This is a genomic window from Pseudovibrio sp. Ad37, assembly GCF_001623075.1.
Classification (GTDB): Bacteria; Pseudomonadota; Alphaproteobacteria; order Rhizobiales; family Stappiaceae; genus Pseudovibrio.
In genome coordinates this window covers 33,234-55,684 of record NZ_LMCF01000001.1, presented here as the reverse complement: position 1 = coordinate 55,684, position 22,451 = coordinate 33,234, and the positions used below count along the sequence as shown (strand labels likewise).

The 22,451-nt window shown below is 52.4% G+C and carries 23 protein-coding genes; 13 read left to right on the top strand and 10 right to left on the bottom strand.

Features of this window, described 5'->3' with window-relative positions; genetic code table 11:
• From PsAD37_RS27350 to recQ, 3 genes are all read left to right on the top strand, one after another.
• The coding region (locus PsAD37_RS27350) for an integrase core domain-containing protein (RefSeq protein WP_153039653.1) at positions 1-142 on the top strand (142 nt) is incomplete at its 5' end.
• A 95-nt stretch (positions 143-237) separates the two neighbouring features.
• A complete protein-coding gene (locus PsAD37_RS00265; RefSeq protein ID WP_063294448.1) occupies positions 238-708 on the top strand; it encodes a DM13 domain-containing protein in 471 nt (156 codons plus the stop codon).
• 113 nt (positions 709-821) lie between these two features.
• Complete coding sequence (gene recQ, locus PsAD37_RS00260) at positions 822-2,648, top strand: DNA helicase RecQ (protein ID WP_208991596.1); 1,827 nt, start codon at positions 822-824, stop codon at positions 2,646-2,648.
• Positions 2,649-2,725: 77 nt separating this feature from the next.
• Here recQ and PsAD37_RS00255 read toward each other — a convergent pair whose 3' ends face one another.
• A complete protein-coding gene (locus PsAD37_RS00255; protein ID WP_063294446.1) occupies positions 2,726-3,640 on the bottom strand; it encodes a permease in 915 nt (304 codons plus the stop codon).
• 113 nt (positions 3,641-3,753) lie between these two features.
• On the opposite strand from PsAD37_RS00255, the gene PsAD37_RS00250 reads away from it, so the two are divergent.
• The 4 genes from PsAD37_RS00250 (at position 3,754) to PsAD37_RS00235 (ending at position 6,443) form a co-directional block, all read left to right on the top strand.
• Complete coding sequence (locus tag PsAD37_RS00250; protein ID WP_063286436.1) at positions 3,754-4,086, top strand: helix-turn-helix transcriptional regulator; 333 nt, start codon at positions 3,754-3,756, stop codon at positions 4,084-4,086.
• A gap of 91 nt (positions 4,087-4,177) precedes the next feature.
• A complete protein-coding gene (locus tag PsAD37_RS00245) occupies positions 4,178-4,672 on the top strand; it encodes a GAF domain-containing protein (RefSeq protein ID WP_208991595.1) in 495 nt (164 codons plus the stop codon).
• A gap of 117 nt (positions 4,673-4,789) precedes the next feature.
• Positions 4,790-5,218 (top strand): hypothetical protein, encoded by a 429-nt coding sequence (locus PsAD37_RS00240; RefSeq protein ID WP_208980968.1) that lies wholly within the window; start codon positions 4,790-4,792, stop codon positions 5,216-5,218.
• The gene (locus tag PsAD37_RS00235; RefSeq protein WP_063286059.1) at positions 5,211-6,443 is read left to right on the top strand and encodes an HlyD family secretion protein; all 1,233 of its coding nucleotides are present in this window, start codon (positions 5,211-5,213) and stop codon (positions 6,441-6,443) included. Before PsAD37_RS00240 ends, PsAD37_RS00235 begins: the two co-directional genes overlap by 8 nt.
• Positions 6,444-6,557: 114 nt before the next feature.
• On the opposite strand, the gene PsAD37_RS00230 is transcribed toward PsAD37_RS00235, so the two are convergent.
• The 6 genes from PsAD37_RS00230 to PsAD37_RS00205 all read right to left on the bottom strand — a co-directional run bounded on the left by PsAD37_RS00230 (position 6,558) and on the right by PsAD37_RS00205 (position 12,576).
• A complete protein-coding gene (locus tag PsAD37_RS00230) occupies positions 6,558-7,001 on the bottom strand; it encodes a hypothetical protein (protein ID WP_057463491.1) in 444 nt (147 codons plus the stop codon).
• Complete coding sequence (locus tag PsAD37_RS00225) at positions 6,991-7,518, bottom strand: Panacea domain-containing protein (RefSeq protein WP_208980967.1); 528 nt, start codon at positions 7,516-7,518, stop codon at positions 6,991-6,993. The genes PsAD37_RS00230 and PsAD37_RS00225 overlap by 11 nt, the downstream gene beginning before the upstream one ends.
• Before the next feature lie 177 nt (positions 7,519-7,695).
• On the bottom strand, positions 7,696-8,046 hold the full coding sequence (locus PsAD37_RS00220) for a hypothetical protein (protein ID WP_063294444.1): 351 nt from the start codon (positions 8,044-8,046) through the stop codon (positions 7,696-7,698).
• 134 nt (positions 8,047-8,180) lie between these two features.
• Entirely contained in the window at positions 8,181-8,963 is a 783-nt protein-coding gene (locus PsAD37_RS00215; protein WP_057463488.1) for a Bax inhibitor-1/YccA family protein, read from the bottom strand.
• Between the two features lie 335 nt (positions 8,964-9,298).
• Positions 9,299-11,872 carry an ABC transporter permease gene (locus PsAD37_RS00210; protein ID WP_063294443.1) on the bottom strand — a complete coding sequence of 858 codons (2,574 nt, stop codon included), beginning with the start codon at positions 11,870-11,872 and terminating at the stop codon, positions 9,299-9,301.
• A complete protein-coding gene (locus PsAD37_RS00205; protein WP_063294442.1) occupies positions 11,869-12,576 on the bottom strand; it encodes an ABC transporter ATP-binding protein in 708 nt (235 codons plus the stop codon). The genes PsAD37_RS00210 and PsAD37_RS00205 overlap by 4 nt, the downstream gene beginning before the upstream one ends.
• A 151-nt stretch (positions 12,577-12,727) precedes the next feature.
• Between PsAD37_RS00205 and PsAD37_RS00200 the strand changes: the two genes are divergently transcribed.
• The 3 genes from PsAD37_RS00200 to thpR all read left to right on the top strand — a co-directional run bounded on the left by PsAD37_RS00200 (position 12,728) and on the right by thpR (position 15,465).
• Positions 12,728-13,408, top strand: a complete 681-nt coding sequence (locus PsAD37_RS00200) for an arylesterase (RefSeq protein ID WP_063294441.1) — start codon at positions 12,728-12,730, stop codon at positions 13,406-13,408.
• Positions 13,409-13,688: 280 nt separating this feature from the next.
• The gene (locus PsAD37_RS00195) at positions 13,689-14,741 is read left to right on the top strand and encodes an aldo/keto reductase (RefSeq protein ID WP_063294454.1); all 1,053 of its coding nucleotides are present in this window, start codon (positions 13,689-13,691) and stop codon (positions 14,739-14,741) included.
• A gap of 187 nt (positions 14,742-14,928) precedes the next feature.
• The gene (gene thpR, locus PsAD37_RS00190; RefSeq protein WP_063294440.1) at positions 14,929-15,465 is read left to right on the top strand and encodes an RNA 2',3'-cyclic phosphodiesterase; all 537 of its coding nucleotides are present in this window, start codon (positions 14,929-14,931) and stop codon (positions 15,463-15,465) included.
• A 61-nt stretch (positions 15,466-15,526) separates the two neighbouring features.
• Here the strand turns inward: thpR and PsAD37_RS00185 are convergent, their stop codons facing one another.
• Positions 15,527-16,024 (bottom strand): hypothetical protein, encoded by a 498-nt coding sequence (locus tag PsAD37_RS00185; protein WP_208991594.1) that lies wholly within the window; start codon positions 16,022-16,024, stop codon positions 15,527-15,529.
• A 236-nt stretch (positions 16,025-16,260) separates the two neighbouring features.
• On the opposite strand from PsAD37_RS00185, the gene PsAD37_RS27345 reads away from it, so the two are divergent.
• On the top strand, positions 16,261-16,572 hold the full coding sequence (locus PsAD37_RS27345) for a DnaJ family domain-containing protein (protein ID WP_208985429.1): 312 nt from the start codon (positions 16,261-16,263) through the stop codon (positions 16,570-16,572).
• Between the two features lie 31 nt (positions 16,573-16,603).
• Here the strand turns inward: PsAD37_RS27345 and PsAD37_RS00175 are convergent, their stop codons facing one another.
• Positions 16,604-18,277 carry an acyl-CoA dehydrogenase family protein gene (locus PsAD37_RS00175; protein WP_063294453.1) on the bottom strand — a complete coding sequence of 558 codons (1,674 nt, stop codon included), beginning with the start codon at positions 18,275-18,277 and terminating at the stop codon, positions 16,604-16,606.
• 175 nt (positions 18,278-18,452) lie between these two features.
• On the opposite strand from PsAD37_RS00175, the gene PsAD37_RS00170 reads away from it, so the two are divergent.
• Entirely contained in the window at positions 18,453-19,337 is an 885-nt protein-coding gene (locus PsAD37_RS00170) for a YihY/virulence factor BrkB family protein (protein WP_063294437.1), read from the top strand.
• Between the two features lie 2 nt (positions 19,338-19,339).
• On the opposite strand, the gene PsAD37_RS00165 is transcribed toward PsAD37_RS00170, so the two are convergent.
• Positions 19,340-20,212, bottom strand: coding sequence for a DMT family transporter (locus PsAD37_RS00165; protein WP_208991593.1), 873 nt, complete (start codon positions 20,210-20,212; stop codon positions 19,340-19,342).
• A 165-nt stretch (positions 20,213-20,377) separates the two neighbouring features.
• On the opposite strand from PsAD37_RS00165, the gene PsAD37_RS00160 reads away from it, so the two are divergent.
• Positions 20,378-22,408, top strand: coding sequence for a methyl-accepting chemotaxis protein (locus PsAD37_RS00160; protein ID WP_063294436.1), 2,031 nt, complete (start codon positions 20,378-20,380; stop codon positions 22,406-22,408).
• Positions 22,409-22,451: the final 43 nt, after the last annotated feature.

Sequence of the window (22,451 nt, the reverse complement as noted above, 5' to 3'; positions counted from 1 at the left end):
TTACTCGTTGCGTGAAGCCCAAATAATCATCGAAAGGTGGAGGATACACTACAATACCAAACGCCCCCATAGTGCGCTGAACTTCCGCCCACCGGCTCCTGAAGTAATCATTCCAGTAGACCAAAGGCCAGTCATGCACTAACTTTCAAACCGGACCACTCAAGTGGGGCTGATCAATTTGATGTGATCGCTTTTATGATCATAATGATTTTGACCTTGTAAACCGAGAGAACACCTATGATCCGTTTTGTTGCATTGCTCGTTTCGCACACCATAGTGCTTGTTGTTGGCTTTGCGCTTGGGATCTACTTTCTGCCTATCCTGACAGCGCCGGACTCTCCTGAGACTGCCGTATTGGAGCAGAAAGCTCAGAATGCGCAGTACACTGCGGAGTTCAGCCGCGACCAGCGTGGCAGTGACTTCCTGCATTGGGGTGAGGGCAAGGTGAGTATCTCTCCAGAGATGATCGTTCATCAGGGCCGTCTTGCTCCGGGGCCGGATTACAAGGTTTATCTGGTCCCTGAGTTCGTTGAGCATGAAGATGAGTTCCTGCCAATCAAAGACAACTCCGTTCTGATCGGTGACGTCAAAACCTTCGATGGCTTCCTACTGGATGTGCCGGAGGGCGTTGACATTGAGACCTACAACACGGTGCTGGTGTGGTGCGAAACCTTTGGTGAGTTCATCTCGGCAGCGAAGTATCGGTGATCGGCTGCTCGAAGTTTATGTGCCCGAGTGGCAGATAAACCTTGCGCACTTGGGGCAGACGGGTAGACGTTAGGAAACGCCCTTCAAATCCTTTTAGGTAAGTGCTGCTGCTCATGACACTCACGCAAGATATTGTTGCCTCGCCGAATGATGTTCTGAAAAAAGTATTCGGCTACGACGCGTTTCGCGGCAATCAGCAGGTTGTGATTGATAGCGTGATGGCTGGTGAGAGCTGCTGTGTGTTGATGCCGACAGGCGCGGGTAAGTCGCTGTGTTATCAGGTGCCTGCTTTGTGTCGTCGTGGGGTTGGCATTGTTGTTTCTCCGCTGATTGCATTGATGCAGGATCAGATTGCGACATTGCGAGAGCTTGGCGTGCGGGCGACGTCCATCAACTCAGCGCTTTCTCGTGAGGAGGTTCAAGCCGCTTATCGGGATTTACGGGCTGGGGAGCTGGATCTGCTTTATGTGGCACCAGAGCGATTGGTGCGGCCTGAGTTTGTTGGTTTGCTGGAAGAGCTGAACCAGCGTGGGTTGCTTGCGCTACTGGCGATTGATGAAGCGCACTGTATCAGCCAGTGGGGCCATGACTTCCGCCCTGAGTACCGAGAGCTGACCAACGTGCGGGGAAAGCTTGAGGGCGTGCCTTGTCTGGCTGTGACGGCAACGGCGGATGAGCCGACGCGGAAGGACATTCAAGAGCGTCTTAACCTGCCGCGCCTGATTTCCTCTGGGTTTGATCGGCCTAACATCACCTACACCGTTGGCATCAAGAGTAATCCGAAGCAGCAGTTGCGACGTTTCCTGAAGGATCGGCCAGCTGGTGAGAGTGGCATCATCTATTGCCTGTCGCGCAAGAAGGTGGAGGAGACGGCTGCTTGGCTGGTTGATGAGGGCTTTGATGCGCTGCCTTATCATGCGGGCTTTGATAGTTCTGTGCGCGAGGCCAATCAGGATCGCTTCATCAAAGAAGAAGGCATGATCATGGTTGCCACGGTCGCGTTTGGTATGGGCATTGATAAGCCCAACGTGCGGTTTGTGGCGCATCTGGATCTTCCCAAGAACATTGAGGCTTATTATCAGGAGACAGGCCGCGCTGGGCGTGATGGCCTGCCGTCTGAGGCATGGCTGGTCTATGGCATGCAGGACGTTGTGTTCCTGAACCAGATGATCGACCGCAGTGAAGCGCCAGAGAGCCAGAAGCAGATTGAACGGCAGAAGCTGCGGTCTTTCCTGGGATACTGTGAGACGGCGACCTGCCGGCGCTCTGTTCTGCTGCGCTACTTTGGTGATGAGTGTGAGCCTTGTGGCAACTGCGATACCTGTTTGAGCCCACCAAAGACGATGGATGGCACCATTGCGGCGCAGAAGCTGTTGTCCTGCATTTTGCGCACGGGGCAGAGCTTTGGTGCGAACTATGTGATTGATGTTCTGCTTGGCAATGCGAGTGAGCGGATCATCTCACGTGGGCATGACCAGCTGTCGACGTTTAACATCGGCGGTGAGTTTGACAAGATCAAGTGGAACGCGATTGCCCGGCAACTGCTGGCTGCTGGTCTGATCTATGCTGATCATGATGCTCATGGGGCTTTGAAGATGACAGCTCTGGGCATGGAGTTCTTGAAGGAACGCCGGACCATTGAGCTGAAAGTGGATCAGTTTGCCAACTCAGCCAAGATGGAGCGGCGGGCGAAAGCACCGGCAAAGGCTCAGATTGAAGACATTGCGGATCAGGAGCTGTTCGAGAAACTTCGGGCACGGCGGATGGAATTAGCTCGGGAGCGGAATGTTCCGCCTTATGTGATCTTCAATGATAAGACCTTGATCGAGATGGCGGTAGAACGTCCGCAGCGGCTGGAAGAGATGCTGGAAATTTCTGGTGTTGGCGAGTCCAAACTGGAACGGTTTGGTCCAGACTTCCTGGAGATCATTCGTGATTAGAAAAATCAAACCCCGCTAACTTGCATGTTAGCAGGGTCTGATTTGCGTGAGACGCTGGGTTTCTGGGGTTACTAGGGTCAAAAGATCAGCGAATAGAGTACACCTGCGCTGACGGCCATTCCTAGGATCACGACCAGGAAGGCGGCGATCATCTGGTTTTTGAAGAGGGACTTGAGCAAGATTACCTCTGTCAGGCTGGCACCTGCGCTGCCGATGATGAGAGCCATGATTGCGCCGAGGCCCATGCCTTTGCCTGCAAGTGCTGCGGTGAGGGGGATCACGGCTTCTGCTCTGATGTAGAGCGGGATGCCGATGATAGCGGCCACAGGGATTGCGAGTGGATTGTTTTCACCCGCCCAAGAGGACACCAGATCTGTTGGCATGAAGCCATAGATCATTGAGCCGATGGCGATGCCGCCGATGAGGTATGGCAGGACTTTTTTGAAGTCTGCCCATGTTGAGTTCCATACCCTTGCCCATTTGCTTTGAACTGGCGCACTTCCGCTGCAGCTGCTGCCGCATGAAGAGGTGGATGGGGCAGCGTAGGCTTCTGGTTTCACAAACCTCTCGAAGCCAAGCTTTTCAAGCGTGTAACCTGCGATGATGGAAACCGCTAATGCGATGGTGAAGTAGAACACTGTGACACCCAGACCGAAAGTCACCGCGAACAGGCCGATGATAATCGGGTTAAGCAGTGGGCTGGCGAATAGGAACACCATCATGGTGCCAAAGCCAGCGCGGGCACGGAGCAGGCCTTTCAGGAACGGGATGGTGGAGCAGGAGCAGAATGGGGTGATGACGCCAAGCGCTGCTGCTGTGACATAGCCTTTGCCGTTTTGACTGCTGAGGATCTTCTGCACGCGGCTTGGCGGAATGTATTCCTGCAAGATGCCGACGAAGTAACTGATCGCCAGAAAGAGGATCGTCAGTTCCACAGCAAGCACTGCGAACATTTCCAGGCTGCTTATGAGCATTTCAGAGGACAGTGACATTGGGTATGATCCTTATTACGACATTTCCGGATTTGTCGAAATAATAGAATAATAGGTTTTCATGTCAAGATATTTCTAGTAATGTCGAAATATAGAAAATTCTGGTGAATGAGATGGATATCGAAAAAACTGCTAAGGCCTTGAAAGAGCTTGGACATGTAACGCGTCTTGCAATTTATAAGCGGCTTGTAAAAGCTGGCTATAAAGGCCTTGCCGTGGGTACATTGCAGGAAGAACTGGAGATTCCGGGCTCAACACTGTCGCATCATCTGTCTGGTTTGGCCTCTGCAGGCTTGATCAAACAGCGGCGTGAGGGGCGGGTGCTTTACTGTGTGGCTCAGTTTGAGCAGTTGGATGAAGTTCTGCAGTTTTTGCGAGCTGAGTGCTGTATCGACGACAAGTTCTATACGGATGACGATGGCCTTAAAGAGCTGAAGCGTGGCTGATCTTTGAAAGAGGCATAGTTGAGTTTCTCTGACTTGATGGTCAGCACGGAGGAGTTACAGTATCTGCATTTCACAATTGCAGGTATTTGAAGTGGTTGATCAGATTGAGTTTGTGCAGGCTGTAACGGAGAGTTCCAGCTTGCAGGAGGCCGCACAGAAAGCGGGCGTGTTGTTCTCAAAATTTCCCGGATACAAGCTGTTTACGCTTACCGTGACGCATCCTGACGGGAGCCATGTGGTGCGGTTGTTTTCCAGCGCGGAAGGTTCTTATGGTACCTCTGGCACCAAGCCGATTGAAAAAGAAGGTGGCTGGTATGAGCGCGTGCTTGTGCAGCAGAAGCCGTTTCTTGGGTACACCATTGAAGATGTGAAAAACTACTTTCCTGACCATGAGAAGATTGCTGCCATGGGGCTGGGTGCAACTCTGAATTTGCCAGTGGTGGTGTCAGGCGAGGTAATTGGCACGGTGAACCTGCTGGATGCAGACCATGCCTACACGGAAGCAGATGCGGAGAAGAGCTTTGCGTTGTCGCAGGCGCTGGCGCCACTCTTTTTGAAGGCGCGGGAAGAGCTGGCTGCCGTTTGATTTCAATTCATCTGTTTTCGCTTAGTGGGCCTTTACCTTAAGGCCCGAAACCTTCCATTTTCGCCGAGTTTCTCCCGATTTGTTTCTCTCAGGGTAACCATGAATGGGGCATGAAAGATGCTCCATTCCGTCCGCGTTCTGCGCTGGCACCATGCAACCCCTGAGAGACGAGCGGTACAGGCTATGGCTTCTGGTGGCGAACATGAGCAATTCGCTGGGCATCTTCCTATCTTCATCACTGCACCGGGCAGTACAGATGTTTTGATGGTGGTCACCATCTTCATCGCCATTGGTGCGGTGTTGCTGGCGGGTGTCTTTTACTTTTCCCTACATGCCCTGCCAGAGAAGATGGCGCACAAGTATGGGCGGTCGCATATGCAGATCGTGGCCCTACTGGCGGTGTTGGCGTTGTTCACGCACAACAACTACTTCTGGATTGCAGCGCTGTTGCTGGCTGCGATTAACCTGCCGGATTACGAGACACCGCTTAACACCATCGCCAACTCCTTGCGCAAGACGATAAAGGGGAAGAAACAGAATGATTGAGTTTCTTCTTTGCTCGCTTGTGACGATCCTGCCGGACTATCTGTTTCGTCGCTACAAGCAGGGTAAGCGGATCGGGCACGAGATTACGTTTTTTACGGTGTGGTATGAACTGCGCTGGGGGATTACCGGGGCGCTGATGCTGACCATTGCGCTGATCACGCTGGTTTTCTTCTATCACCCAACCACGTCCAACGTGCTGTCGTTATATCGCACCGTTTCCATCCTGCCGGAAACGGCGGGGCGGGTTGATCTGGTGGTGGTGGAGAACAACCAGCATGTGAAGGCCGGGCAACTGCTGTTTACGCTGGATTCTTCTACTGAGAAAGCTCAGGTGGATACGGCGCAGAGTGAAGTGGATGAGATTGATGCTGAGATCCAGCTTGCGAACTCTGAGCTGATCAGTGCGGAAGCTATGATCTCTCAGGCGCAGGGTGCCTATAATCAATCTGTCAGTGAGTTGGAGCGGACGCTGGACCTACAACGGCGCAACTCTGATGTTGTGACACAAAAAGAAATTGATACACGCGAAAATCAGGTGGTTGTGCGCAAAGGACAGCTGGATGCGGCTGTTGCTAACCGGGATATCGTGCAGACGAAGATTACCGTGAGCCTGCCTGCACAGCGGACCAGCGCGATTGCGCGGCTGCATCAGGCGGAGTCCGCCTATCACAAGAAGTTTGTTTATGCTGGCGTTGATGGTGTGATCACGCAGTTCATTCTTCAGCCGGGTGATATTGTAAGCCCGATCCTACGTCCTGCTGGTATTCTCGTACCTTCTACGACGGGGTATGGGCGATTTCAGGCGGGCTTTGGGCAGATTACTGCTACTGTGATCAAGGTTGGCATGGCGGCAGAGATTACCTGTGCGTCGCGACCGTTTGAGGTTATTCCGATGGTCGTGGTGGACACACAGGACTTTATCTCCTCAGGTCAGTTCCGCCCGACGGATCAGCTGGTGGATGCGCAGGATGTTGCGCGTCCGGGAACCTTGCTGGTGATCATGGAGCCGCTTTATCCCGGTGATACGAATGGTATTCCTCCCGGCAGCAAGTGCATTGCCAATGCCTACAGCAATTATGGTGAGCAGATTGCAGCGGGTGAGTTTGGGTTCTGGGGCGGCCTTTACTATCACATGGTGGATGCGACCTCGATCATGCACGCGCTGATCTTGCGGTTCCAGGCGTTGGCCTTTCCAGTCAAGGTGTTGGTGTTATCCGGTCATTAAAGCAGTTCGCATTTAAGCTGAAACACCTGAACTGCTTTAGCCTTTGTTTTTGCGAATCTTTATCCGAAAACCGGTTTCCACTTTTCGGAGATACGCTGTAGAGCGTGTGGGGCGCTATTTTCGAGCGCCCACAAAGATGCCGGTGAGCACCATGCCGACCAGGCCGATGACGGTGGTTGCAGTGCTGCCTACGAGGAACTCCAGTACGCTGTCGGCCAGATTGAACGAGTTGCCATAGACATTTTTGAAGCCTGCCAGCACGAGGATGAGGGCAACTGTGCCGCAATACACGCACATGAACCAGTAGGCTTTGCCTGCGTAGGGTTTGATGAGGGCGTCCAGCTCCTGCTTGGTCGCGAGCCGTGACTTAAGCTCCATCAGCTCGTTCTGAAGCAGGGTGTTGTCATCAGACAGGGCCTGACGGTCTTTCAGCAGCTGCTCGAACCCGATCTTGGCGGGTGGGTCCACCTCAATAGGGAGCTTGGAGACGGCTGCGTCAATGTCATCCACAGTGAGTGGCTTTTCGAGTGTGTCCTCGAATGTATCGTTAGGCGGCATTGATCCGACCCGCTGTTTGTATGGACTGCTCTTCTTCTGCGTGAGAGCGGCCCGCTAAGGCGAGTTTGATGTAATATTGTCGGGTGCGTTCTGTATCGATTTCTGCGTTTCTCCCCTTCTCGAAGTAGGCATGGGCCCATGGAGAATTCGCTTGATGGGTGAGATCTGACAGTTGCTGCGGTGTGTAGTTACGGTACTTCTTCCAGACGTGATCAATGATGTCTTGCTCACTACCATTGATGCGACCAGTGACGATCTGGCCGGTGACGGGATCTGCAATTTCACAATTGGGGCCTTTGTGCCCGCCCTCCTTTATGAAATCCCATATCTGCCGAAATACTGGGCCATTCTTCCAAGCTTGGGGAGCTGAGTTCACCAATGGCTCACCGTTGATTGCGAGGTTCCAGCCGTTGGCGATGGCAACGAGTTTTTGAATGTACATCTGAGATGGGTATTCAGAGCTGCCTCGGCGTCTCAGAAATTCATTGGCGATGGCACAAGGCGAGTGTCTTGGCATTTTTTGCCCCTACAAATGCTGTTGGAACAAGCAGAAAATTGCTTAGAAAAACATATGGTACGCAACGTTAAGAAAATAAAACCTCTTATTGATCTTGGCTAGTGAAATTTGGTTGTACCCCTGAAAACTAAGCGGTTACGTTGTGGTTATCTGTGCGTGTTGGATGCATTTAACTGGCTATAAATCAGGGAATACAGCTTTTACGACTGCGAATTGTAGCTGGTGATGTTTCCAGTGATTTGAGTCGGCGTACCATCGCTTACTCGGGAATGCGGAGTTGTAAACGTTGTTTCGTTTCTCTTTGGCCCGATTGATTATGTAGCTAAGTGGGGACTGCAAAACATAGGCAATTCCTGCAGGTATCAGCAGAACTGGCAGGTAGATGGCAGCGGCGATAGTGGCGATGACAGCCACTATGCTTGCGATCATATGGTAGCGCTCAGCCATGGTTGCGTGGGCTTTGTGAAAGTCCCTGAACTGGAAAACCTTGCGTTCATACCAATGGAACAGTGAGAGCGGTCCGTACATTTGGTGTCCTGCAGTGTGACTATGTTTCTGATGCCAGCTTGAAGCCTATATCTACGCTGTCATTTGGCCAAGAAAAAAGCCCGGGGCGGATGCCTCGGGCTTTTTCTGATTTGTACGCCTGATGGCTGCTGCGATTACTCGCGGTTGCCGAACAGGGACAGAAGCATCATGAACAGGTTGATGAAGTCCAGGTACAGGCGCAGCGCGCCCATAATGGCTTTCTTGCCTGCTACTTCGCTGTCATCAACAGCTGCATACATTTCCTTGATCTGCTGGGTGTCGTAGGCGGTGAGGCCTGCGAATACCAGAACGCCAACCACGGAGATTGCGAACTGCAGAGCAGAAGACGCAAGGAAGAGGTTGACCACAGACGCGATGATGATGCCGATCAGGCCCATGAACAAGAAGGAACCCCAAGCGGAGAGGTCTTTCTTGGTGGTGTAGCCGAACAGGCTCAGCGCGCCAAAGGAAGCTGCAGAGATGAAGAATACACGAGCAATGGAGTTGCCGGTGTAAACGATGAAGATTGATGAGAGAGAAACACCCATCAAAGCTGCAAATGCCCAGAAGGTCATTTGTGCAGCGGATGCGCTCATCTTATTGATCCGTGCGCTCAGGAAGAACACGAAACCAAGTGGAGCAAGCATAACAACCCACTTCAGCGGGCTACCATACAGTGCAACACCAAGGCTGGTGAGCAAAGTATTACCCATCTGAGCTGCTGCCATAGATGGATCAGTCGTCGTCGCCATCATTGAGGTGAGCAGTGCGAGCACACCGGTGATTGCAACACCGACTGCCATGTAGTTGTAAACGCGAAGCATGTAGGCGCGCAGACCAGCGTCAAATGCGGCTGCATTGGCATGAGAGCCAGCCATTCCATACCGCGTAGAATTATTGCGGTCGAAGGTCGCCATGTGGATCCTCTCTCTTGTTAAACACGTGTTTGCTGTTGGTCATACCAAACAGCACGGGTGACTGACCCGAGTTACATATCAGCAAATATGGTGGGAAAAAGGGCGTAAGACAAGAGTGCACCCTGCCGATTTTTGTAAAATCGCCCCTTAAAGCAAGATCTTTTGGTATAAACTTGGTAAAACCGGACCCTATTATTAACCAGTTGTAATGTTGCTGGCGGTGCAAGACCTTAGCCGGAAAATAGAAGAGTTGGTCTGTTAACTCATACTTCTGAGAGATGTGGACTGCATCTGCGTCGATCAACGTTTTTTTACTTGATGCAGTCCACGGAGTTTTACAGATTTCGTAAAACGGGTGCAGGTTTTTCTCCCAACACTCTCCAAGTGCCCAGTAAACCGAAGCCTACTGTGAAAATAAGAGCGCCGATGATGGCGGTGATGGCCGTTACGGGCAGAAGGGTGAAGCTGCCTTCCATCACACCTGTGATGATGAAATAAGCCGCCAGCGAGCCTGTAAACAGGGCAAAGATTGCAGTGGTGCCACCAAGGATCAGGTATTCCAGAATGTATGCCTTGATGAGACGGCCCCGTGTGGCGCCGAGTGTTTTCAAAATAACTGCATCATAAATGCGGCTTTGATGGCCTGCTGCCAATGCGCCAGCCAAAACCAGTACACTTGCGAGGAGTGTGATGGAGGAGGCGCCACGTATGGCCCATGCGAGCTGACCGACAAGGTCATTCACCTGTGCGATCGCATCTTTCACTCTGATTGACGTGATCGTTGGGAAGGCTAGTGTAACTTCCTTCAGCAGATCAAGTTCTTGCTGCAGAGTTGCTTCGCCCGGCCAGCCTACGGTTGCCAGATGGGTATGAGGTGCGCCTGCGAAGGTGTTTGGTGAGAAGATCATCACGAAATTGATGGACATACTTTCCCAGTCCACCGTACGGAAGTTTGCAATTTTCGCAGAGATCTGGCGTCCAAGCACGTTGACGGTGATCTTATCGCCAATACTCAAGCCCAGCTCGCGGGCGTTGTCGTCAGAGAAGGAGACGAGCGGCTCGCCAGTGTAATCCTTCGGCCACCATTCGCCTGCTGTGACAATGGAGTTTTCAGGCAGAGTTTCGGAATATGTGATGCCGCGGTCACCGCGCAGGATCCATTCCGCTTCTGGTGGAGCGGGATAGTCTGATGCAGGGATGCCTTTCAGCTCGACGATGTTTCCGCGCAGCATTGGAACCGCGTTGAACTCTGTGCCTGCTGCTTTTTCAGTGACGAGAGCTTCGAAGGCGTCTTTTTCGTGGTTTTGAATATCGACGAAGAAGAAGCTTGGAGCCTGTTCCTGAGCTGCCTGATTGAGTTCACGGCGTAGATTGCCATCAATCAGAGCCAAAGCGACCAGCAGTGACAGGCCCAGGCCGAGTGATAGCACGACGGATGGTGTTAGTGCGCCGGGGCGATAAATGTTTGTGATTGCCAGACGCAGCTCTGTGGAGCGGACTGTTGGCACCTTACGCGCCGCTGCCATGATGAGGCGGGCTACGACAAGCAACAGCAGATATGTGCCAGTGCACGCGCCAATGAAGATGATCGCGATGGTTTTGTCGTAGGCCATAACAAGTGCGAGGCCTGCCAGCAGAACCAAGGTTACTGCAGCGCCAGCGATATACAGCGGCTTTGGATAGCGGCTGCGAGTGCTGACTTCATCACGAAACAGCACGGTTGGTGCGATGTCGTGGGCTCTGCCAAGTGGCCAAAGAGCAAAGGCGAGGGCGGTGAGATAGCCGTATGCCATGCCGAGCAGCAACTGAAGCGGATAGACTGCTTGTACAGCGTTGATTGGCAAGATGGATTGCAGCGCTGCCATAGCCACAAGCGGGATCAGAGCACCCAGTGCCATGCCGATGAAAATGCCAATTGTGGCGAGGACCATCATCTGAATGAGATAGACCTTGAAGACAAAGCCACCTGATGCGCCGAGGCATTTGAAGCTGGCAATGACTTCCCGGCGGGTATCCATGTAACTGCGCACAGCGTTTGCCACGCCAACACCGCCCACCACGAGGGACGTGATGCCGATGAGCGTGAGGAACTGGGCGAAGCGCTGAATGTTCCGTTGCAGGCTTGGGGCTGCTTCCAATTTGGAGCGGATACGCCAACCAGCATCAGGGAACTGACTGTTTGTCCGGTCAATGGCTTGCTGGAGCTGATCTTCCGGCACGTTGTCGCCCATGCGGACGCGATACGTGTAGTTGACCAATGAGCCGGGGCGGATCAGGCCAGTGTCTTGCAATGCTTCCTGAGAGATGAGGAGGCGAGGACCGACTGTCATGCCAGACGAGAGTTTGTCCGGTTCCAGCTCAATTGTATCGGCGATGCGGAACTCGGTTTTGCCGACGGCAATCTGGTCACCCACTTCCAGACCAAGGCGTGCCAGTAGGGCAACTTCAGCCACAGCATTACGCAGGCCTTCTGTTCTGCCGTTGATGGTCGCTTGCAGGTCCTTGCCAGAGGAGAGGTCGAACTCACCAATCAACGGGTAGGGATTATCAACTGCCTTTAGCTCAACCAGTGTCTGGTTACCTGCGGTGTCGGTACGGGCCATCGCGCGCAGGCTGGAGATTCTGGAGATGTCGCCCATACTTTGCAGGTGGGCGAGCTGATCTGGTGTTGCTTCTCGGTGAATAAGAGAGAATGCGAGGTCGCCGCCAAGGATGGCCTGACCTTCTGCTGAAATGCCTTCTGTCAGCGCACGGGAAAAGGAGGCAACGCCAGCAATGGCGGCCACGCCCAGTGCGATACAGGCGATGAAAACGTAAAACCCTTTGAGGCCGCCCCGCATTTCGCGCAGGGCAAAACGGGCTGCAAGGCCAAAGCCGGGCTGGAAGCCGTTTGAGTTGGTTTGGCTCATCGGGCGCGTACCTCACGCACTGCAGGGCCTTCTTCCTCAACCGTGCCGGAATGCACCCGGATTTTGCGCTGACAGCGGTCTGCCAGAGATGGGTCGTGTGTGACGAGGACGAGTGTGGTGTTCTTGCGTTCCTGCGCGTTGAACATCAGCTCAATGATTTGTTCACCCGTGGTTTCATCCAGATTGCCCGTTGGCTCATCTGCGATCAGAATTTCAGGATTGGTGACGAGGGCACGGGCTACGGCAACGCGCTGCTGCTCACCGCCAGAAAGCTGAGTTGGGTAGTGGTTGAGGCGGTGGCCAAGGCCGACGGCTTCTAACTCTTCTTTTGCACGGTCAAATGCTTTGGGATCACCGGAAAGCTCAAGGGGGACGGCGACATTTTCCAGTGCGGTCATATTCGGGACCAGGTGGAAGGACTGGAAGATGATGCCGACATTTTGACCACGGAAACGGGCGAGTTCATCCTCGCTCATTGTGCCGAGTTCTTGCCCTGCGGCTTTGACGGTGCCTTTGTCTGCGCGTTCCAGACCAGCCATTACCATGAGCAGGGTTGATTTGCCTGAGCCGGATGGCCCAACAAGCCCGACGCTTTCGCCGGTGCTGATAGAAAGATCAATGCCTTTGAGAATATGGGTGCGGCCTGCGCCGTGGCCCAGGCTGAGGTGAACGCCGTTTAAGTCTAATGCCGGATTACCTGTCATTCTTCCACCTTGATGTGCAGGCGATGCAAATCCCTGAATTACATCTTATAATAAATTCGTTGGCGGCTCTTGTCGCAGCCGCACTTGGGAAGCATATGGGTAGGGTGGATTGCATCGTCCAGCTCGGTTTGAAAAAATCTAAGGTATTTGAATGTCTGGATCACGAAAAGTTGAAGCTAAATCTGGTGTGCTGCGTTTTTTCAGTGGTGCTGTCATTGCGCTGGGCCTTGCGTTTGCAGGTGCTTCCACCGGACTGGCGCAGGATGGAGCCGAGCCAGTGAAGCTGGTTGCCTTTGGCGATAGCCTGACGGCTGGTTATCAGTTGCCACCTGAAGACGCCTTTCCCGTAAAGCTGGAGAAGGCCCTACAAGAGCGGGGCTATAACATCACCGTGGTGAACGCTGGTGTGTCCGGTGATACCAGTTCCGGCGGTCTATCGCGGTTGAACTGGTCTGTAGGGGACGACGTGGACGGAGTGATCCTTGAACTGGGCGCAAATGATGCGTTGCGTGGGCTGGACCCGTCTATAACGCGCAAAAATCTGGATGCGATGCTTGCTCAACTGGTGTCGCGCGATATTCCGGTGCTGCTTGCTGGTATGATGGCGCCGCCTAATCTGGGTGACCAATACGGTCAGGAGTTTAACTCCATTTATGGTGATCTTGCCGAGAAGCATGATGCATTGCTTTATCCGTTCTTTCTGGATGGTGTGGCAGCGGAACCTGAGTTGAACCTTGGTGACGGCATGCATCCAACAGGTGAAGGTGTTTCGATCATTGTCGAAAAAATTCTGCCTTCCGTTGAACTGCTCATCGAACAGGCAAAATCTTAAAGGCTGATGATCTTCCTTTTCAGGCTGGAACGCTGAGTCTGCTTTAAAGTATTGACTTGCTATGCCTTCCTGTCGGAAAAACACCTTCTACTTTTCGAAGATGCGCTTAGCGATGCTTGCTATGCCACTTCCTCTGCCGACCTCCATCCATGAGGCAGATTTAGCAAAACAGAATTCAGGGCAGGATCCGTTGTCTTTGGACGAGGCTGGATCATTGTCCTTTGTGCCCGGTAGGGGGCATGAAAAAGAAAAGCAGCTTGGGGCTGCAAACGGGGAATACATGGAATTTCGTAAATTGGGGCGTACAGACCTCGACGTCTCCAGCATCTGTCTTGGTACGATGACATGGGGTGAACAAAACACCGAAGCTGAAGGCCACGCTCAAATGGATTATTCCTTGGAGCAGGGCATTAATTTCTTTGATACTGCAGAGCTTTACGCCGTACCGCCGAAGCCGGAAACCAAAGGCCGGACCGAAGAAATTATCGGAACATGGTTCAAGAAAACCGGCAATCGCGACAAGGTTGTTCTGGCAACCAAGGTTGTTGGTCGTTCTGTTCAGGACTGGCACCGTGAAGATGGTTCTACGAGCCAGCTTTCCCGCGCGCAGATCATGGAAGCAGTGGATGCCAGCCTGAAGCGTTTGCAGACAGATTACATCGATCTGTATCAGCTGCATTGGCCAGACCGCAATGTGTCCGGTTTCGGTTCTGTTAGCAATATTTGGCAGGCGGTGGACCCGGCTGAAGACGAAAATGCGATCCACGAGACCCTTGAGGTTATGCAGGAGCTCGTGAAGGCGGGTAAAATCCGCCATGTAGGTCTTTCCAACGAAAGCCCATGGGGCACCATGAAGTTTGTGCAGGAATCTGAAGAGCGTGGTTTGCCGCGAATTCAGTCTATCCAGAATGCGTACTCTCTGGTGAACCGTCTGTTTGAAGTGGGTGGCGCTGAGATTGCTCATCGCGAGAATGTTGGCCTTCTGGCATACTCCTCTCTGGCGCAAGGTTATCTGACCGGCAAGTACCGTAATGGCGCGCTGCCAGCTGGTGCGCGTAAGACGCTGTTCAAGCGCCTTGGTCGTTACGAAAATCCATTTGGTCAGCAGGCGATTGATGCTTACTGCGATTTAGCTGCTGAGCTGGGCGTTGATCCGGCCATTATGGCGCTTGCGTTTGCTCATTCTCGTTCATTCGTGACCTCCGTGATCATTGGTGCGACGAACATGGAGCAGTTGGCGACAGATATTCGTGCGATTGACTTTGAGATGACTGAAGAGATCGTGGCGCGGATTAACGATATCCACCTGCAGTACACCAATCCTTGCCCGTAATCGCCAGGTAGATTGCATCAACCTGTTTTAAGAAAAATGTGCCGGAGCCTTGTGTGGGCTTCGGCATTTTTCGTTTTGAAAGAGTGGAAAGAAAATCCCCGGATGTTCGTAGAGCTGTGATTTTCTGCTTGTACTCTGGCGCTAAACGTGAGCTAATTTATTATCTACATTAGTGGAGGGTCCTGATATGCCTCGCCTTTTCACTGGCCTAGAGCTGCCTTCGGGTACCGGGATGATGTTGAGCGTTATGCGCGGAGGACTGCGCGGCGCTCGATGGATCGACCCAGAAAATTACCACATCACATTACGGTTTATAGGAGACATCGATGATCGCATTGCCGATGAAGTTGCCTATGAGCTGGCACGGGTGAATCGCGCTCCGTTGACGATCAAGCTGACCGGGCTGGGATCGTTTGGGGGAGCCAAACCAAATGCGCTTTGGGCACGCGTTGAACCCACTCAAGAGCTGGCGGAGCTTCAATCTGAGCAGGAGCGCATCTTGCAGCGGCTGGGCCTACAGGCAGCTCGGCGCAAGTATATGCCGCATGTGACATTGGCTCGGTTGAGAGGGACATCCCCTGCAGAGCTGGCACATTGGCTTGAGATGCGGGGTGAATTCTCAGCACCTGCATTCACCGCTGGGCGGTTCGTGCTCTTCTCAGCAAAAGCGGCAGTTGGTGGAGGGCCGTATCTGGTGGAAGAAAGCTACCCTCTGGCTGCCTGATATGGTGGATTGAGGAAGGGAGAGGCGTACTGTTGGTACGCGTCTCTATAAATAGCTTCGCTCAGGGCAGGTAGGAGGATACGTTCTCTAGAATCTGACTGCTCTGTTGCTGTAACCGCCATGAGGTTTTGTGTACTAAGCCTGCTGCTGAGTGGGTTCCTGTCAGTTGATAGATGTCCTTGTTTAGGAAGGCGAGCAAGTCGTCCAGTTCCTGACGGGGGACATAGCTGAGGACTCCGGTTACATGCGCGTAAGTCAATGAGGCTGGCTTAGTTGCGACTGTAGCATCGGCTGTTTTTACTCGATATCGGATCAGCTTTGATTTGGGTTCAAGCCGTACAAGCCTTGATTTTGCTTTTAGCTGTTTCAGAGCGGACTTTGCTGGATAGCGGATGAGTTTGCTATCGGCGGAAATTGGTTTCAATGCATTGTTAGAAGGTGCGCTGATTTGGGTGAGACCAGGACCAACGGCACGGGTCTGTGTCAATGCCCAAGTGCTGCCAGCTAATACCAGTGCTGAGCCCGCGATAAGACTTGCAAAAATAAGAGGCCGCAACATCGCGCTCTCCATTTCAATGTAAATTAAATAAAAATTTAACTAAAGTGTACCGTGTAAATTGCATAATGCAACCGGAGATGGTGAGTTTATTGCCGTAAAGTTAAAATCGATAATTTTGTCCGATTGTAAGTTAATTGTATTCAGCGAATAAATTTAGAAAAATTGCATATGAACATGTTGCAGCCACAGTCATCAGAGAAATTGATCTAAGAAAAACAAAGGATAGAGGTCTGTTTATGGGAATGGATCGACTAATCGAGCAACAAATTCGCCGATCACAGATGAATGGTTCTATGGATCGCCTTGAAGGTGCGGGAAAACCTATTCCCAGAAGGTCCGGGACAAATTTCGCTCAAAGTGCACAAATGAGTGTGGTGAATGGAGCTGGTGGTAGCATTCAGGGAGAACTGAAACTGCGCCGCGAGATCTCCACATTGGAAGATCAGCTTAAAGCTGCGACCAAGACTGACGAGCGATTTGAAATAAGAAAGACGCTTATGGATAAGCGCCTTGAACTCTCAGTTTATGAAGAAGCGCGACGGAAGTAATCGCGCTTCCTATTCTTATCTGGAAAACGTTCTACAGCTCGGTTTCATCCAGCAGACGGCGTGCGATTACCTGCGCCTGAATTTCTGCTGCTCCCTCAAAGATTGAGAGAATACGTGCATCGCAGAGTACTCGAGAGATCGGGTACTCTTGTGCGAAGCCGTTGCCGCCGTGGATCTGCAATGCGTTGTCTGCTGCAGCCCAGGCCACACGTGCGCCGAGTAGTTTCGCCATACCTGCTTCCAGATCACATCGTCTGCCACTGTCTTTCTCCCATGCGGAGAAGTAGGTGAGCTGGCGGGCGATCATGGTTTCGCAGGCGATGATGGCGAGTTTGTCTGACACGCGCGGGAAGTTGATGAGTGATTTGCCAAACTGGACACGCTCTTGCGCATAACGCAGGCCAAGGTCCAGAGCGCATTGAGCGACACCGATTGCACGGGCGGCAGTTTGAATGCGGGCGGACTCGAAGGTTTGCATAAGCTGTTTGAAGCCTTGACCTTCCACCTGACCCAGCAGGTTCTCGTCTTTGACTTCAAAACCGTCAAACGCGATTTCGTATTCCTTCATGCCGCGATAACCGAGAACTTCAATCTCACCACCTGACATGCCTTCAGCCGGGAATGGCTCTTCATCTGTTCCACGAGGCTTTTCCGCGATGAACATGGACAGGCCTTTGTATCCAGGCTCTTCCGGCTTGGTGCGGGTGAGCAAGGTCATGATGTCGGCACGGACCGGGTGGGTGATCCATGTTTTGTTGCCGGAGACCTTCCATGTGTCGCCGTCTTTAACTGCGCGTGTTTTCAACGACGCGAGATCTGAGCCGGTGTTTGGTTCGGTGAAGACTGCAGTTGGCAGAGTTTCACCAGAGGCGATGCGTGGGAGCCACTTGGCTTTCTGTTCTTCCGTACCGCCGCCGAGAATAAGTTCTGCCGCGATTTCGGAGCGGGTGCCGAGGGAGCCAACGCCGATATAGGCGCGGGAGAGTTCCTCTGAGACCACACACATGGATTCTTTACCAAGGCCCATGCCGCCGAATTCTTCCGGAATCGTCAGGCCGAATACGCCCATCTCTGCCATCTCATTGATGATCTCAAGAGGGATGTATTCGTTTTTCAGGTGCCATTCGTGAGCAAACGGGGTGACCTTTGCTTCCGCAAACTTGCGCATCTCCTCGCGAATTTGCTCGTAGGTCTCGTCCAGTCCAGTTGCTCCGATGGTGGATTGGCCTTCTGCGTGCTGCATGAGTTCTGCAAGACGCGTGCGCAGGGCTGGTTGGGTGCCGTCCGCAATGACTGCTTCAACAGCTTCGGTGTGATGGCTGTTTGCTTCATTGCGGCTGATACCTAAGTCGGAGAGGCGAAGGATTTCGCCCTGACTCATTGGCAGGCCACCAAAGACTTGTGCGGTGTATTCTGCAAGGCCTATGCGCAGGATCAGGCTTTCCACTTCGCCGAAAGCGCCTTCGGTTTCCAGCCGTTCGCCATATGCGTTCAGCTGCTTGAGGGCTTCCACATAAGTTGCAAGCCAGGCAAGACCGTGGGTGGCGCGCTGTTCTTGCTCCATGAGAGCGGAGGCGATGCGGCCATCTTTCAATACGCGCAGTTTTACGTTTTTGCGCGCGATGCTAAGCAGAGCTTCAAGAGATTTTAGCGCCTGAGCACGTGTTTCTTTCGATGGTGCGACTGCTTGTTCTATTGTATTCACCGTTTCCGACACGGCTTGCCTCCCTCAATCCACTCGGTCATTGTGCACTGCAAACTTAAATAGGATGTGTATTTGTGCAATGCCCTAAAGGTGGGAGCTTTCTTCATGAATATTTCTTGAAGTCCCGTCTATTATCTAACTTGAAACTTACATAGAGACAGACCAGATCAGTTTTATGAAGAAACGTGGCCTTTGGGGAAAATTGTATCAGGTGCTTGCAGATGCTCTCGGGCATTTCAACTCTGATGATGGCTATGCCGTGGCGAGCCATGTGGCTTTGTCATCATTGATGGCTCTGTTTCCATTTCTGATTTTTGTGGCGGCGTTCTCTGGTTTTCTCGGTCTGAACTCGGTTGCGCAAAGTGCGACGGAGTTGATTTTTGACGTCTGGCCTGAACGGGTGGCTGGTCCGGTTTCCGGTGAGATTAAAGCTGTTCTGACACAACCGCGTGGTGATTTGTTGACCTTCGGTGTGGTTGTCACGCTTTGGTTCTCCTCCAATGGCGTTGAAGCCATGCGAGTCGGGTTGAACCGTGCTTATCGGGTTCGAGATACTCGAAGCTGGTTCTTCTGCCGGACACAGTCCATTCTGGCCGTTCTGATTGGTACCGCTGTTTTGATGGTTTCAACGTTCCTGATCGTGTTTGGTCCGCTGGCTTGGGAATGGGCTGTTCATCTGGCGCCGGTTATGGAGCAGTTCAGCTACAAGGCGAATATCGTCCGTTATGGCATCACATCTTTGTTGCTGATGTGTGCTCTTTTGACAGCTCATATGTATCTGCCGGCTGGTCGCCGGAGCTTCTTTGAAGTGCTGCCCGGCATTGTGTTGACCATGATCTTGTGGATCATCGCTGGTACGGCCTTTGGTGCTTATCTGGCGCGGTGGGCGAACTATGTGTCTTTGTATGCTGGTCTTGCTGGTATCATGACGGCCATCATCTTTATGTATCTGACAGCCGTCATCTTTATTCTGGGTGGTGAGTTTAATGCGGCGCTTATGCGTGTTCGCCGTGTGAACCAGCGTGTTGAGGCTGGCCCTTGCTCTGATGCGGAAGGCTGAACTTAAGCTTTCTGTTTTGGCCGACAAACTGCGATTGCTACCACAACGATGGCCATGCCTATCAGCTGAATGAGGTTGAGCGTCTCTCCGAAAAGGAAGTAGCTTTCGATGGCTGCTGCGACGGGTGTCAGGTAGAACAGCGTTGCTGTTGTTGATGCGGCTCCGTGCTGGAGCAGGTACATGAGCAGCAGGACTGCGCCCACTGACAACACAATGACCAGCCATGCCAGTGCGAAGATCAGATCTCCTGACCAGGTGATGACCCAGCTTTCTGTCATGGACAGCGGCAGCGTTATGAGCAGGGCGCCGAAATACTGGTAGAAGATGCCTGTGACCAGATCCGTATTCGTTGGCTGACGCTTTTGCCATGTGGTGCCGATGGCGATGCCAAGGGTTGCCACAAAGGCGGCTGCTACAGTCCAAAGAGGGATCTGCGCAACGCCGCTTCCCATCTTAGGCAGGATCACCAGCACGATACCGACAAACCCCGCGGCTAAGCCGATCCATTGGCGCGGCGTCACATCTTCTTTCAGCAGGAAATATGCGAGTGTGCCGGTGATGAAAGGTTGCAGACCAGTGATGAGAGCGGTTACGCCTGCTGGCATTCCGTTGTCGATGGCCCAGAAGACCCCTGAGAGATAGATGCCATGCACCAGCATGCCTGTAATGACGGCATGGAGGACCTGCTGGCGCGTTAAGGCAAAGCTTCTGCCAGATAACCAGACAATCATGCCCATCAGCGGTAGGACGAGCAGGAAGCGGAGGCTCAAAAAGGCAAAAGGCTCTGAGTAGGGTGCTCCGAGGCGGGCACCGATGAAACCGGTGGACCAGAGCAAAACGAAGATAATGGGAACTAATTTGGTAAGCGAGGGCAATGGTGTGTCTTATTTTTATGCGTCCTTAGCACATGACGCTGGGTGGGGTGAGCAACAAAATCATTTGTGCGATGCATTATTTGTAATCTTTAAACGATTTGAGCCTATACCTATGAGGAATAATTAAAAATACTATTAGTAATTTTATTGGTCTAGGGGTCTCCGATGCGAGTAAATTGGACGCGGGCTATTTCTTCTACGGGAAATAAAGTTTTCTCGTTAACTCGGAATGTAAGTATTCGGTTTCGGGCAATTGCTCTTGGTATTCTGACACTTATCGGATTTGGTGGTGTTGGCTTTGTTTATCTTTGGAGCCAACAGCAAACGGAGGCTGCCTTTCTGCAGTCGAAAGAATACACCGAACTTGCTGAGCTGAGCCAGACGATTGCAATTACCGCAGGTGTGTTGCAATCGACACAAAAAGATTATGAAAATGTGCCGAGTGACAGTCTGAAAAGTCGATTCGACACGTTGGTTGGTGAAGCGCAGACTGAATTGCAGGAGTTAAATGCGCTCCCGGTTGCCATGGATTATTTTCTTGAGATCTCTGATGCACGAGACACGATTGATGCAATCAGTGGTGCCTTTGAGATGTTGCATGGCTACCAGTCCACGCTTGGATATGATGCGGACCGTGGCTTGCAGAAAGAGCTGTCCGCCGCGCTTTCTCAGGCAGAATCCGCCGTTAAACAAAAGCACAGACGCAGCAAAGACCCCAATACGCTGAAGCTGATGCATACGTTTAGTGATCTAGCGCGTGCGCAGTTGGATTATGCGCTTACGGGTAGCCAAAATTCTCTGGGTGCGTTTGAAGTTGCATTCTCCCGTTATGAGCGCACCGTGCCGCGAGCACAAATTGACCCGGCTGTTGCTGAGAAGGTCAAAACCAACATGCTGGCCTACAAGAAGGCGTTCGAGGCTTACTCTAAGGCCTTTGATAAGCGGGCGACGAGTTCTGAGCTGCTGGCGAATCTGTTTGACCTTCTTCCGCCACGGCTTGATGAGTTGAAAAACTCTGCGGTGCAGGGTGCGAATGATGCGCAGGCGCGTCTGACAGAGACCACACAGCAGACAAACCTTTATCTGGGCATTGCAGTTGGTGGTATCGCGCTAACGCTGTTCATTCTTGGCTCTCTCTTGATCTTCGGTATTTTGCGTAACCTGAATGCGTTGCGTAATGCTATGGCATTGCTGGCGAAGAATGATTTGTCAGCCGTTATTCCTCTCAATAAAGGCGGTAGGGAAATCTCCGCCATGGCGCAGACGCTGCAAGTGTTCCGCGACAATATTGAGGAGCGCCGGATGCTGCAGGATCAGCAAGATCATGAAAACGCTGAGAAACAGGCCCGTGCTGAGCAAGTTGATAATCTCATTGTTGGTTTCGAGCAAACCGTTGCTGAAGCGCTGAGTAGTCTGCACAGTGCTGCGGATGGGCTTGGTGAAGCCTCTAATGATGTGGGATCTGCTGCAGACAACGTGTCGAAAGAAGCTGTGTCTGCAGGACGTGCTGTTGAGAGTGCCGCTGAGAATGTTTCCAGCGCATCTGCTGCGACGGAAGAGCTAGCCATGTCTATCAACGAGATTGCGGGACAGGCTGAGCAATCAACGAGCGTTGCAGACCGAGCGGTTGAAGGTTCAAAAGCGACTGCTGAGACCATGAATCTGTTGAGTGATGCAGCAAATCGTATTGGTGAAGCTGTTGGGCTTATTCGTGATATTGCGAACCAGACGAACCTGCTTGCTCTGAACGCGACCATTGAAGCTGCCCGTGCAGGTGAGCATGGCAAAGGCTTTGCTGTGGTGGCATCTGAAGTGAAGATGCTGGCAAATCAGACTTCTCAAGCAACCGAGGAAATTGCACAGCAGGTTGGTTCCATTCAAGAAGCCTCAGCAGAAGCGGTTGGCGCTATTGGTGACGTGAGTGATGTTATTCACGAAATGAGCCAGATCGCGGCTGCTGTTGCTGCATCTGTTGAGCAGCAGAACGCAGCTATTCAGTCGATTACCGAGAATGTGGCGAATGCGACGCAAAGCTCTCAGGAAGGGGCGAGTGCAATGCAGATGGTTGAAAATGCATCCAGCAATGCACGTAGCACTGGCGGTACAGTGTCTGATCTTGCCGACGCGCTTTCTCGTCAGGCAGATCACATCAACAATACTGTTGGTGCATTCCTTGAAAAAGTACGTGCAGCCTAAAGCAGTTTGCTTTCGTTTCGACAGCTTCAAACTGCTTTGGGGA

Excerpts from the sequence above, each read along its gene's own strand:
- PsAD37_RS00265 (WP_063294448.1), top strand. The coding sequence starts at position 238 with ATGATCCGTTTTGTTGCATTGCTCGTTTCGCACACCATAGTGCTTGTT.
- recQ (WP_208991596.1), top strand. The coding sequence starts at position 822 with ATGACACTCACGCAAGATATTGTTGCCTCGCCGAATGATGTTCTGAAA.
- PsAD37_RS00255 (WP_063294446.1), bottom strand. The coding sequence starts at position 3,640 with ATGTCACTGTCCTCTGAAATGCTCATAAGCAGCCTGGAAATGTTCGCA.
- PsAD37_RS00250 (WP_063286436.1), top strand. The coding sequence starts at position 3,754 with ATGGATATCGAAAAAACTGCTAAGGCCTTGAAAGAGCTTGGACATGTA.
- PsAD37_RS00240 (WP_208980968.1), top strand. The coding sequence starts at position 4,790 with ATGCTCCATTCCGTCCGCGTTCTGCGCTGGCACCATGCAACCCCTGAG.
- PsAD37_RS00235 (WP_063286059.1), top strand. The coding sequence starts at position 5,211 with ATGATTGAGTTTCTTCTTTGCTCGCTTGTGACGATCCTGCCGGACTAT.
- PsAD37_RS00230 (WP_057463491.1), bottom strand. The coding sequence starts at position 7,001 with ATGCCGCCTAACGATACATTCGAGGACACACTCGAAAAGCCACTCACT.
- PsAD37_RS00225 (WP_208980967.1), bottom strand. The coding sequence starts at position 7,518 with ATGCCAAGACACTCGCCTTGTGCCATCGCCAATGAATTTCTGAGACGC.
- PsAD37_RS00220 (WP_063294444.1), bottom strand. The coding sequence starts at position 8,046 with ATGTACGGACCGCTCTCACTGTTCCATTGGTATGAACGCAAGGTTTTC.
- PsAD37_RS00215 (WP_057463488.1), bottom strand. The coding sequence starts at position 8,963 with ATGGCGACCTTCGACCGCAATAATTCTACGCGGTATGGAATGGCTGGC.
- PsAD37_RS00210 (WP_063294443.1), bottom strand. The coding sequence starts at position 11,872 with ATGAGCCAAACCAACTCAAACGGCTTCCAGCCCGGCTTTGGCCTTGCA.
- PsAD37_RS00205 (WP_063294442.1), bottom strand. The coding sequence starts at position 12,576 with ATGACAGGTAATCCGGCATTAGACTTAAACGGCGTTCACCTCAGCCTG.
- PsAD37_RS00200 (WP_063294441.1), top strand. The coding sequence starts at position 12,728 with ATGTCTGGATCACGAAAAGTTGAAGCTAAATCTGGTGTGCTGCGTTTT.
- PsAD37_RS00195 (WP_063294454.1), top strand. The coding sequence starts at position 13,689 with ATGGAATTTCGTAAATTGGGGCGTACAGACCTCGACGTCTCCAGCATC.
- thpR (WP_063294440.1), top strand. The coding sequence starts at position 14,929 with ATGCCTCGCCTTTTCACTGGCCTAGAGCTGCCTTCGGGTACCGGGATG.
- PsAD37_RS00185 (WP_208991594.1), bottom strand. The coding sequence starts at position 16,024 with ATGTTGCGGCCTCTTATTTTTGCAAGTCTTATCGCGGGCTCAGCACTG.
- PsAD37_RS27345 (WP_208985429.1), top strand. The coding sequence starts at position 16,261 with ATGGGAATGGATCGACTAATCGAGCAACAAATTCGCCGATCACAGATG.
- PsAD37_RS00170 (WP_063294437.1), top strand. The coding sequence starts at position 18,453 with ATGAAGAAACGTGGCCTTTGGGGAAAATTGTATCAGGTGCTTGCAGAT.
- PsAD37_RS00160 (WP_063294436.1), top strand. The coding sequence starts at position 20,378 with ATGCGAGTAAATTGGACGCGGGCTATTTCTTCTACGGGAAATAAAGTT.